Annotated in this window: 8 protein-coding genes; 2 read left to right on the top strand and 6 right to left on the bottom strand. The window is 42.5% G+C overall.

Annotated features, from left to right (window positions below; translation table 11 throughout):
• Positions 1 to 101: 101 nt before the first annotated feature.
• Positions 102 to 665 (bottom strand): 3D domain-containing protein, encoded by a 564-nt coding sequence (locus tag AR337_RS17410; protein ID WP_059173268.1) that lies wholly within the window; start codon positions 663 to 665, stop codon positions 102 to 104.
• Between the two features lie 271 nt (positions 666 to 936).
• Here AR337_RS17410 and AR337_RS17405 point away from each other — a divergent pair, with 271 nt between their 5' ends.
• Complete coding sequence (locus AR337_RS17405) at positions 937 to 1,512, top strand: TetR/AcrR family transcriptional regulator (RefSeq protein WP_059173267.1); 576 nt, start codon at positions 937 to 939, stop codon at positions 1,510 to 1,512.
• A 113-nt stretch (positions 1,513 to 1,625) separates the two neighbouring features.
• On the top strand, positions 1,626 to 3,734 hold the full coding sequence (locus tag AR337_RS17400; protein ID WP_059173266.1) for an MMPL family transporter: 2,109 nt from the start codon (positions 1,626 to 1,628) through the stop codon (positions 3,732 to 3,734).
• Positions 3,735 to 3,973: 239 nt separating this feature from the next.
• Here the strand turns inward: AR337_RS17400 and AR337_RS17395 are convergent, their stop codons facing one another.
• From AR337_RS17395 to helD, 5 genes are all read right to left on the bottom strand, one after another.
• Positions 3,974 to 5,062, bottom strand: coding sequence for an NAD(P)-dependent alcohol dehydrogenase (locus AR337_RS17395; protein ID WP_059173265.1), 1,089 nt, complete (start codon positions 5,060 to 5,062; stop codon positions 3,974 to 3,976).
• Positions 5,063 to 5,855: 793 nt separating this feature from the next.
• On the bottom strand, positions 5,856 to 6,554 hold the full coding sequence (locus AR337_RS17390) for an ABC transporter ATP-binding protein (protein ID WP_059173264.1): 699 nt from the start codon (positions 6,552 to 6,554) through the stop codon (positions 5,856 to 5,858).
• Positions 6,554 to 8,188, bottom strand: a complete 1,635-nt coding sequence (locus tag AR337_RS17385; RefSeq protein WP_059173318.1) for an iron ABC transporter permease — start codon at positions 8,186 to 8,188, stop codon at positions 6,554 to 6,556. Before AR337_RS17385 ends, AR337_RS17390 begins: the two co-directional genes overlap by 1 nt.
• Before the next feature lie 157 nt (positions 8,189 to 8,345).
• Positions 8,346 to 9,425: a Fe(3+) ABC transporter substrate-binding protein gene (locus AR337_RS17380; RefSeq protein WP_059173263.1), complete on the bottom strand. Its 1,080-nt coding sequence runs from the start codon at positions 9,423 to 9,425 to the stop codon at positions 8,346 to 8,348.
• Positions 9,426 to 9,743: 318 nt separating this feature from the next.
• Complete coding sequence (gene helD, locus AR337_RS17375) at positions 9,744 to 12,089, bottom strand: RNA polymerase recycling motor HelD (RefSeq protein WP_059173262.1); 2,346 nt, start codon at positions 12,087 to 12,089, stop codon at positions 9,744 to 9,746.
• Positions 12,090 to 12,123 lie beyond the last annotated feature (34 nt).

The following is a 12,123-nucleotide window of genomic DNA, read 5'->3' as shown; positions in this document are numbered from 1 at the left end:
TTTTAATACCACGCTGAAAGCTTTTTGGAACCCCGGGCCTAGCCCGGGGTTTTCGATTTACAAAAAAGAGCCTGCGGCGGCATCGCGGCAAACTCTCATTCTTAATAATACACTTTAACTTTAATCGTCTTCGTTCCCCACTGGAGCGCTTTTTTGTGGTCAGGGATAAATACATCGATTTTATTTCCGCGCACCGCTGAACCCTTATCACCAGCAATCGCTTCGCCGTATCCAGGGACATATACTTTTGTCCCAAGCGGGATCAGCGTTGGATCGACCGAAATGACTTTCGCGTTCGGGTTCTTTTTCAGGTTGATGCCTGTGGAAGTGATGCCGCTGCAGCTTTTGCAACTGCCTGTGTAGGCTGTTGCCTTTACTGTGATTTCTTTGTAGCCCTTTTGCGCAGCTGCTGGTTTGGCAGCGGGCTTTTTCGCCGGTGCCTCTTCCGTGCTGCTGAGTTTTAAAACCTGATTTAGCTCGATTTTATCTGATTTCAAGTTGTTCAATGTTTTTAATTGAATTACGGTTATGTTATGTTTCTTGGCGATGCCCCATAGGCTATCACCTTTTTGAACCTTATATGTATCTCCAGCGGCTAAAGAAGCGTTCGAAAAACCGAAAAGCACTAAAATGGCTGTAACGATGCTCAGGATGGTCTTTTTCAAAGTCTATTCCCCTTTAACTTCCTTGGTAGGAATATCATAGCAATTCAATGTAACAATCACGTTACACTAAAAAACTATTTTTGTTACAAATATTTCAGAGTTGTAATTTTTTGGCTACTAAACTAAATAGAGCAATCAGGAATACGTACGAGAGGCAGCTTGGGCAGTTAAGACGTTCTCGATCACTGAATTCAGGTTGAACGTTTTTTAAGAAGATGATACCATCAAGGCTGAATGGGAGTGCTTTGGTAAACATAAGGAGAGATCTAGTATGGCGCGTGACCGAAAGTTTTCAACTGAAGAACTGTTTCAAGTGACGCAAAGCCTGTTGCTTGAGCATGGATATGAGGGGTTTACCTTTAGTATTCTCGCCGAGCACCTTAATGTGTCCAGAGGAACATTGTATAAATACTATGAAAACCGTGAGGAACTGATTGCGGATTTCATGCTCTATGAAATGGGCCAGTTCCTTGCTGAAGTAAAAGAAATTGAATCGATTGAAGGTTTTGAACGGAAATTCGATTTCCTGCTTAGCCTTATGTTTAAAAACCAAAAGCTTCACAAGCTTATTGAAATTGGCCAGCATGTACGTGCCGATGTGAATGAAAAAGTGCGGGAAAACATTGCGCAGCTCGAAAAGCTGCATGTACAGATGTATCACAGCATGGAAGGTTTTATTAAGTCTGGGCGGCAGGAAGGGATACTCAAACCGGAGCTTCCCGATTCGCTGATCCTCGGTTATATTTTTCAATCTGTATCAATCCCCAATCATTTCGGAATTCCACATGATAAGTGGGTTGCGGCTATAAAGGATATAATTGCTACTGGAATGTTAAGAAATATTTAATTGACACTGCTGTCACTTTGAAGGATAATTTTCTGGGACAGCAGTGTCATTTTTTTTGACTGAAAGTGACAGGGTTGTCACTTTGGAATAAGGAAAAGGAAGGAAGCGGGAGAATGAGAAGATTTCTGCAGGCAATTACAGACCGGGTGACGACTAAAAAAGGCATGTGGACGACATTGGCCATCTGGCTTGTTGTTACAATGGCCATGGCAGTGTTTGCACCCGGGGCAAAAGAATACGAGGTTACTAGCATTGATTCACTGCCGGAAGATGCCCAGTCGGTTATTGCCCAATCTAAAGCGGATCAATACTTTTCAGATAATGCAGGAATTCCTGCAATTTTAGTGTTCCAGGCGGACAAAGGAGAGATTGCCCTCGAAGACCTTGCATCCATTACGGATGAAATCGTTGCGGCAGACATTAAAGGCGTTGTTGAAGTCATTCCATTATCAGCGTTGCCGCCACAGGCTGCTGCCGGTTTTTTCTCAGAGGATAAAACAACGGCGGTCGTTCCGTTAACACTTGACGAATCATTGGAAAATAAAGAAATTAAAGCCTCCAAGGAAAAAATAGAGGAAGTAGTTGGCGATGCTTCAGAGTTGAATCTCTATATTACGGGTCCCGCGGGTATTGCAGCTGACTCGCTTGATTTATTTTCCCGGGCTGATGTAGTACTCATTTTATCCACAGTTGGCCTCATACTTGTATTGCTTATCGTTATTTATCGCTCGCCTTTATTGGCGCTGATCCCGCTACTGGCTGCGGCATTCGTCTACGAAGCCGTGATGCAGATTCTTGGTTTGATGGGAATGGCAGGACTTGAGATCGGCAATCAGACTTTGTCGATTATGTCGATCCTCCTGTTTGCCGCCGTTATCGATTACTCCTTATTTGTGTTCTCGCGCTTCCGCGAGGAGTTGAAGGATCATGAAGATAAATTTGAGGCAATGAAGCTTGCGATGCGTGAAACAGGCATGCCGGTATTCTTCTCCGGCGGTACAGTCCTTGCTGCGATGCTTGTTCTGTTCTTTGCAGAGTTTGGCGACTACCGAAACTTTGCTCCAACGTTTGCGATGGCATTGGCCGTCATCATGATTGCTTCGATTACATTGGTGCCTGCCCTGTTCACACTTTTCGGAAGAAAATCGTTCTGGCCAAAAGTGCCTCGGGTTGGAGAGGAAAAAGTAAAATCAAATTCAATCTGGAGCAGGGTTGGCCGTTTTGTAACGAGCAAGCCAGGTGTGGCGGTTGCACTTGTTTCAGCCTTCCTGTTGCTATCTGCGGGCAATATGTTCAATTTGAAGTATGAATTCAATACAATGAATTCATTTCCGGAAGACATGCCTTCGCGAAAGGGCTATAACATTCTTGAGGAAAAGTTTGAAAAAGGCGACCTAGCTCCTACAACCGTCATATACGAAGGCAAGGAAGCTGTTTCTGAAGACCAGCAAAAGGCGCTTGCAACAGAACTCTCCTCAAAAGCCCTTGTCAGCAATGTCCGCCTGAATGGTGTTGCGGAAGAAGGCAGAGTCCTGAATTATCAGCTGACATTTGTGGAAAGCCCTTATTCTGTTGAAGCAATGGATGCGATGGAAGCGATTATAACTGATAAGGAAAAAATCGCCGACGATAGCGGCCTGGATGGCAAGCTTTATTTCGCGGGTGAAACGGCGGGCTCGGTCGACGACAGATCGACTAATGACCGTGACCTGATCGTCATCGTTGCCCTTGAAACACTTCTCATCTTTGTCATGCTAATTGTTCTGACCAAAACGATCCGCATGCCGATTTACATGATGGGAACCATTCTTGTTTCATTCCTGGCTGCGCTTGGTTTGGGAATGTTCCTGACGAACCTGTTCTTCGATATTGATACAATTTCAAACCGGGTTCCGCTTTATTCGTTCGTATTCCTGGTTGCGCTCGGAATTGATTACAACATTATGCTGGTGTCCCGTTTTCAGGAGGAAAGGAAGAAGCATCCTGTAAAGAAGGCCGTCGAGATAGCGGTAGCCAATACAGGCGGAGTCATTTCTTCCGCAGGCCTGATTCTTGCAGCGACATTTGCAGTCCTGATGACCCAGCCAATTCAGCTGTTGTTCGTGTTTGGCTTCATCGTCGCAGTTGGCATCCTGCTCGATACATTCCTGATCCGGGGAATCCTCCTGCCAGGGCTTATTGTCTTTTTTGAAAAAGATAAAGCTGTTAAGGCGGAATCGTAGAAAGTAAATGAGGCTGACCAAATAGTGGTCAGCCTTTTCCATTATTTCTGCATTTTTTATAGAACGCTGCCTGGCACAGCCTGAGTTAAGCTCCCTCTTTTATCACAGTTATACTTCCTCGTCAGATGAGCACCCATTATTGGTAATTGTCGAAAAGACCACTAGAATCCTTAATTTTTCTAAAAACAAAAAACAGGTACCTAGGCTTAAAAGACCGAGGTACCTGTTCCTATTTTTCATTATTCAAAAGTTACTACAGGTTTGATTGCTTTTCCACTCTTCATATCTGCAATAGCTGTTTCAATTTGTTCAAACGGATATTTCTTGATAAGTTTATCGAATGGAAACTTACCTTCCTTATAGTAATTAATTAACTGTGGGATAAATACAGGCGGGTTAGAATGTCCCTCTGTTGCCCCTACAACGGTACGATTTGGGGCAACCAAGTCATCATGAATATGGATGGATGCTTCTCCACCTACGCCAACGACTGCAACTGTTCCACCTACTGCTAAACTTCTGATAGACTGAAGGACTAATGCTGGAACGCCAGTCGCTTCAAAAGCATATTGCGCACCTTTTCCTGTAATTTTATGAATTTCACTTACAACGTCAACTTCATTCCCATTTAAGGTATGAGTGGCGCCTAACTCTTTTGCCAAGGCTAAGCGTTCTTCATCAATATCTACCGCGATAATAGTTTCACAGTTTAACAACTTGGCCGCCATAATTCCGCTAAGACCCACTCCACCGCATCCAAAAACAGCTATAGTTGAACCTTCTTCTGGATTTAATACATTCAAAACCGTTCCTGCCCCAGTTTGGATCCCACAAGCTAAAGGACCTAAAATAGTTAAATCTACATCTTTATCAACTTTTACAAGGCTATCAACATGAGCTATAGAATACGTCGCCAAAGAAGATTGACCAAAAAGTGTAGCTACTTCCTTATCTTCATGAGTTAGACGTGTTGTCCCATCTTTCATCGTTCCGCCAAAATTAAGAGCACCTATATTTTCACAACTTCCTTGTTTTCCCTGTTTGCATGCAGGACAAGTACCACAGTAGGTAAATCCAATTACTACGTGATCGCCTACATTAAAATCAGTTACGCCTGGCCCTACTTTTTCAACAACTCCTGCCCCTTCATGTCCTAATGCAATAGGAAGCGGCGTAGAGATTTCTTGTTCAGAAACGCTTAAATCTGTATGACAGATCCCTGTACCAACCATTCTTACTAGAACCTCATCTGATTTAGGTTCTGCGATCTGTACATTTTCCAATCGAATATTCCCTTTTTCTTCAACTAACGCAGTTTGAATATTCATCTTGCTTCCCCCTTCGTGATGTATATGATTACCCCGGGCGTCAATCTATTGATATAGTCCATATCTATCTTAAAAAGATTTAGATACGCAATGAATAGAGTACAACGGGTATCTATCAATAATTATAGGACAATAATATTTTAATTCAAATATTTTGAATTAAACTAATTAATCGGCAATAAAGAAAGAACTCTACCTTTCTCTGCCATCTCAGAAAAGTTAATCCGTATCGTTATCTGTGGATATACTTACCAAACCCAAAGAGACACCTTACCAAAAAACAGGCAAAGACATAACGAAGGGGTTTGGTTATAAAGTACAAAATTTGAATTAACGGTGCTATCTACTTAGTAATTTGTGTTAGAATTAACAGGCATTTTGGTAAGTAAAATAGCGAAGAAATGGTTGGAGCATTGATTGCTCCAACCATTTTTACGATAAATTATGTCAAAATTAAACTATTTAAACATCTGGATACTTCCTCCATATTTGCTATAATCCCATCATAATCCATACATAGTTTCGAATCACTTTTAAACTGCCAAGTTAGTTGAATTAAATCCGTCATAAACTATTTATACCTTTTTCAAATATCTAACGCGTAATAAGCTGGACCTGCCCGATAGCGATATTAAAAACGATGATCCGTTAAGTTTATCAATTTACTTTTTCTAAGGGAAAATGCAAAAAAAAAGATCCACACCTTAACGAGCAGGCGTGGACCTTATATATTGGTATAATCATTTTTTTGGTAGATAGCACTGTTCATGCAAATCCGTTGACCAGGGAACAGCTAGACTAATGACAGTGCTGGTTGTTTTTTCTCCGCTCTCACTGATGAGGTCTTAACTTTACCGTTTTCGATGTAGACAATGCGGTCTGCCATGGCATGTGCATCTTCTTGGTCATGGGTGACGAAAATCGATGTGATGCCGGTCTTTTTAATAATTGCTCTGAGCTCGCCTCTGATTTTTTCCTGCAAGCCCGCATCGAGATTGCTGAATGGCTCATCCAGGATCAATAAAGAAGGTTCCGGAGCAAGTGCTCTCGCAAGTGCGACACGTTGCTGCTGTCCGCCGCTTAATTCATGAGGGTAACGGTTGGCATAGTCAGACAGATTAACGAGATTCAGCATTTCATCTAAGCGTTCACGCTTTTCTTTCCTGCTTTTCTTTTTCAAACCGAACAGAATGTTTTTAGCCACAGTCATATGCGGGAAAAGAGCATAATCCTGAAATACAAAACCAATTCCCCTTTTTTCAGGTGCGATAAAACAAGAACGGTTGCAAACTGTTTCCCCGCAAATGTTAATCGAACCGTCTTGAGGACATTCAAGCCCCGCGATCAACCTAAGAATCGTACTCTTTCCACTTCCGCTTTCACCGAGAATCGAAACAATTTCGCCTCTCTCAATATCCAGGCAAAAGTTTTTGATGACAGCTTCTTTTGCATTTTTATATTTATAGTTTAGATCTTTTATTTGTATAAACATTAGCTGCTCTCCTTATCTGCGAGTTTATGGAAAAAGAAAATAAAGATTCCGCTTAATAGGATGATTAACAATGAGGCCAATGATGCTTCTTGCACTCTCTCATCATTTGCATACTTATATGCCTGGGTGGCAAGGGTTGAAAAATTGAACGGCTGTAAAAATAGAGTCAATGGCAGTTCTTTCAGAATATCGACAAAGACGAGAATAAAGCCGCTGAAAACAGCTCCTTTTACCAATGGGAGGTCTACCCGGAAAAAAGTTTTCATAGTGGAGGCACCCAGCATTCGGGATGCTTCCGTAAAACTATTGCCGACCTTTTCAAACCCAGATTCGATGGAGTTATACCCAATCGCCAAAAACCGGATGATATAGGCGGAAACCAGCATGACCAGGGTCGTTCGCCATACAATGGTCGGCTCCATGTTGATTTTTGCCAAAAATTCTTTATTTGTCGTATCCATCCATAGAAAAATCATAATGAACGCGATAGCGATTGCGGCTCCCGGGATAGAATAGCCAAGCGTTGTCACTCTTGAGAAAAATTTTGAAACAATCCCCTGATGCAGCCTCGTATAGTTGGAAATCACAAGTGCGATAATCACAATTATAATCGCAGCTATCGAAGCCACAAAAATGGAGTTATAGGTAAGAAGCAAGAAATCCTTATTCAGCACTTTCTCATATGTCATGGACGCCCATCTAATTAGCTGAAGGAGTGGTACGATAAAGGCTATTGAAAAAATCCCAAAGGTGTAGGCGAAAACGAGCCCTGCTTTTATGCCCTTCAATTTTTTAGGCTGAATGGGGCGAACCTTTGTAGAGGAAAAGCTATACCGCTGCCTTCCCCGCAGTATTTTCTCAAGGACAAGGACAATGATGACCAAAAGCATTAACGATCCGGCAAGCTTAAGCGCGGAATCCAAGTCCTTCATCCCGTACCATGTCCGGAAAATTGCAGTGCTGAATGTTTGGATCCCGAAGTAGCCGACCACTCCAAAATCATTGAGTACTTCCAGAATGACCAGCGTTACACTCCCCACGATGGAAGCTTTGGATATCGGCAATGCCACCCGGAAAAATATCGATAAAGAGCTTCCTCCAAGAAGCCTGGCATTCTCAATCATTGATGAAGATTGATTTTGAAAAAAACTTTTTGTAATCGTATATACATAAGGGAAAAGGCACACTGTAAAGATGAATACCGCACCCTGGATGTTCATGATATTGAAGTATTTTTGATTTACAGTGATGTCAAATGAATTTCTAAGTGTCGTTTGAATGACCCCTGTATAGTTCACGATTCCGTGATACGTATAAGCAGCGATATACGGCGGGATGGCCAGGGGCAATATTAATGCCCAATTCAGGAACTTTTTTAACGGAAAATCATACATGGCAACTAACCAGGCTAAGCTGGTTCCTATGGCAGTCGTTGCAATGCCTGTGAAAAAAATAATTACCAGAGTATTTCGGATATAATCTTTCAACAAATATTCCTTAATATGCTGCCAGTTTTCATTCGGTTCAGAAAAAAGCTGAGCTCCAATGATGATATTCGGTATCAGGATGATAATGATCAGAACCAGGCTGAGCAGGGACCAAATATTAAGTTGTTGTTTCACAAATCTGCTCAGTCTCAACGGTGACACTTCCTTTAACCTATTCAGATGATGTTTGTGTTACTTACCTTCTACTAAATTATAACGAAAATCATTCTCAATTGAAATAGTATTTTCTGTGAACGATTTTACCGAAGCACCCTACGGGTACTCCGGCAATTGATTCATTGAATTATTTCCAGCCTACTTCGTTGAAGATTTTTATAGCCCGCTGCTGATTTTTTCCAAGAACGGATAGTTTAATATCCTGTTCTTTGAACTCGCCCCATGATTTTAGAAATTCTGATGGCTCAACGTTAGGATTAGCCGGATACTCGAAGTTAACTTCGGCAAATTTTCCCTGTGCTTCTTCACTTGATAAGAATTCCATGAACTTGATTGCGTTCTCTTTGTTCTTTGCATACTTTGTTACAGCAATGGCGCTTACGTTAATGTGGGTTCCTGTTGTTTCCTGGTTCGGGAAGAAAACCCCAACTTGTTCAGCTACCTTCTTCTCTTCGGGATCTTCAGAAACTGACATAAGCCCCACATAGTACGTATTCATAAGCGCTACATCCGCTTCGCCAGCTACAACAGCCTTTGCCTGGTCTCTGTCATTTCCTTGTGGATCCCTAGCCATATTAGCTGCAAATCCTTTTGCCCATTCTTTTGCTTTGTCTTCACCCATTACTTCTATAAAAGATGACAGCAGTGAAATGTTGTACATATTGTCCGCTGGGCGCGCAACAACTTTTCCTTTCCATTCCGGTTGTGCCATCGCCTCATATGTAGACAGCGCTTCAGGCTTTACACGGTCTTTCGCATATACAAGGACACGGGCCCTTTTTGCCATTCCAAACCAATAGTTCTCATCGTCACGAAGATTTTCCGGGATGTTTTTGGAAAGAACATCACTTTCTACAGGCTGCAGCAAATCAGATTCTTTAGCTACGTAAAGGTTGCCAGCATCAGCTGTGAAATAAAGGTCAGCTTCAGTTGCTTCTCCTTCTACATTCAGGCGCTCCATCAATTCATCGCCTTTTCCTTCAACGACATTTACTTTAATTCCTGTCTTTTCTTCAAAGATTTTGTATAGGTCGTTATCAGACTCATAATGCCTGCTTGTATAAAGATTGACTACTCCAGGCTCTTTCTTTTCTTCGGTTTCTTTTGCAGGCTGTTTTTTGGCAGTATTGTTGGAACTAGCACAACCAGCCAATGCACCGAAAACTAGCAAAAAGATCATACTGAAAGCGAAAACTTTTTTCTTCATCTTTGCACCTCTTGTTTGTTATTTTTAATTGAGAATCTTTTTCAATTCTTTTCACTACCCTAATATATAATGATAATCATTATCAGTCAACCAATCCTATAAACTTTTTTACTAGTGTCAAAATATGTACATTTTTCCGCCATAAAGTGGTAACAAACGTATCTATAGTGAATATGTGTTTAAATATAAAAAAAGAGGCATCCATTATCGGAAGCCTCCATTTTTCCCGGTCTGGGATCGTATTTGAACCTTGTTTATTTTTTCGGTGCAGCGGCACTTTCGTGAATAATCAGCTTTGTATAATTTGAAATTTCGTTCCTAATTTCCCGATTGGATGAACCCCTCCTGCAAGACTTTTCGCAAAAACGGGCTCGGTTCGCCTACGCTGTAAAGCTGCAAATAATGCATGGCTCTAGTGCAGGCTGTGTAGAAAACTCTGCGCAGGCTCTCATCACCGTAAACATGCTCCGATGCATCATAAATGATGACGGCGTCGAATTCGATTCCCTTGGACAAATACGATGGTACGACAACGACTCCTTGTTCGTATTCAATCGAGTTACTTTTCAAGAGTTTAATTTCATCGATGCTACTGGACAAGGCTTCAAATGCACCTCTACTTTCCTCGGCAGATTTGCATATGATTGCAATGCTATTAAGCCCCAGGCTTCGGAATTCTGCGACTTTGGAGGCAATGCAGCTGTGCAGTTCTTCGTGATCGGCCACTTGTTTTAGCACCGGCCGCTCGCCGTCGCGTTCAAAAGGGATAATACTTTCACCGTTCGGAACGAGCCTTCGTGTAAATTCGATGATTGGTTTTGTGGATCGGTAGCTCCGCGCTATATTGATCATTTCCGTTTCATCCGGTCCGTAAAGGCTGGCCAGTGTGTTGAAATCAACCGTTTCACTAGCATGGGCGAATATCGCCTGATTAAAATCGCCAAGCACAGTCATCCTTGCCGCAGGAAACAACCGCTTCAAAAACTCAAATTGAAATGGGGAATAATCCTGGGCTTCATCAACAACGATTTGTTTGATCGCGCTGTTCGTCTGAAAACCTTGAATCAGTTCTTTTAAAAGTAAAAACGGAGTAGCATCTTCATAGAACAGTTTATCTTTATCCAGCATTTCAAGCGTCGCTTGGCAAATGGCATCCCACTCCCCCGGCGTCTCCCCTTCAATCCATTGATTGATCTGATTGGAATCAGCAAAAAGCTGTTTGTACATCCCCTTGAAGTCGACGAAACGAAATGCTCGGACTCGTTTTCGTAACGGCTTCAATTTTTGGTGAACAAGCAATTGTGCAAGTGCTGATGGCTCCATTTCATATTCGCCAATCGTTTCTTTTTTAAAGCCACGTTTTTTCGCTAAGTACCTATGGGCCTTTTGATAATCGTCCGTGCTCAGGAGCTCGATTTCCTCCAGCACCCACGGCTTTGACCTTTCGATCTTTTGAACCTCATTTATTATTTTGATTAGCCAATCCTTCAAGTTTTCAAGCCTATTATGGAAACGGAGTGAAGTGTCATGATTGTAAAACCTATGTGCTATTTGTTTTCCAGTAATGATTGGTTTCCCTCTGAAGCTAATGTCTTTAAAAAGCATTCCTGAAAATTCCAGTGACTGTCTGTATGATTGAATCGCCTCGAAAAAACGGGTGGATGCTTTGAATCGGATACCCGCAACCCTTGGCCCGTACGAAGGAGTATTCGCTGCTGTGAAAACATATTCCAATTGCTCGTAGGGATTTTCAACTTGAAACTCTTTACTCAGACGATGGTCCAAGTATTCCTGAAAAGTGACCTGCTGCATATTCTCTTCACCGAGCTCCGGCAGAACATTCGACACATAGCTATTAAACATGGTATTAGGTGAAAAGAGCATGATTTGATCCGCATTCAGACGATCTCGATATTTGTAAAGCAAATAAGCAATTCGCTGCATCGCTGCCGATGTCTTGCCACTGCCAGCCGCTCCGTGAACAACGAGCAGCCTCCCGCGGTCATGGCGGATGATCCGGTTTTGCTCCTGTTGTATGGTCGCTACGATACTGTGCATCTGTTTGTCGGTCCCTTTGCCGAGAACCTGCTGCAAAATCTCGTCGCCAATCGTGAGGCTCGTATCGAACATTGATTGAAGAACACCGCCGCGAATAAGATATTGCCACTTTTTCTCCAACATGCCTTCGATTATGCCCCCGGGTGTTGAATACTTTGCCGGGCCGGGCTGGTAATCGTAATAGACACTTGAGATTGGTGCCCTCCAGTCGTAGATCAGGAAATTTTGTCCATCCGTATCGCTAAGCGAAGAGATACCAATATAGATTTGTTCCTGAGCAGAATTCCCTTCTTCGATAAAATCGATCCGGCCAAAATAGGGAGCGCCCTGCATTCGGCGCAGCGCGGATAAACGCTTGGATGCATGTTTATGGGTACTTTGGCTTACGGACAGAGCTTGAGCCTCTTGCCGCAATCCGATAATGGTTTCAAGGAAATCATCAAAGGTATCCGTATTCACTTTGACTTCATCCGAAAAGTTTTTGCGGATCTGAACGACTTCGTTCCTACGCCTGGCAGTTTCCTCTTCCAAACGGTCGACTTCCTCTGTAATCCTCTCCACTACACGGTCCACTCGTTTTTGCTCCTGCTGAAATTCCGAACTCATGAAAACACTCCTTAAAAAAAGTTTTAGATAAGGG

The sequence above is a fragment of the Bacillus sp. FJAT-27445 genome, assembly GCF_001510665.1.
Lineage (GTDB): Bacteria > Bacillota > Bacilli > Bacillales > Cytobacillaceae > Bacillus_D.
The sequence above is the reverse complement of the archived record's forward strand: the minus strand, read 5'-3'. Positions and strand labels throughout refer to the sequence as shown.

Coding starts and splice junctions, on each gene's coding strand:
- AR337_RS17395 (WP_059173265.1), bottom strand. CDS start 5,062: ATGAATATTCAAACTGCGTTAGTTGAAGAAAAAGGGAATATTCGATTG.
- AR337_RS17405 (WP_059173267.1), top strand. CDS start 937: ATGGCGCGTGACCGAAAGTTTTCAACTGAAGAACTGTTTCAAGTGACG.
- AR337_RS17380 (WP_059173263.1), bottom strand. CDS start 9,425: ATGAAGAAAAAAGTTTTCGCTTTCAGTATGATCTTTTTGCTAGTTTTC.
- helD (WP_059173262.1), bottom strand. CDS start 12,089: ATGAGTTCGGAATTTCAGCAGGAGCAAAAACGAGTGGACCGTGTAGTG.
- AR337_RS17390 (WP_059173264.1), bottom strand. CDS start 6,554: ATGTTTATACAAATAAAAGATCTAAACTATAAATATAAAAATGCAAAA.
- AR337_RS17400 (WP_059173266.1), top strand. CDS start 1,626: ATGAGAAGATTTCTGCAGGCAATTACAGACCGGGTGACGACTAAAAAA.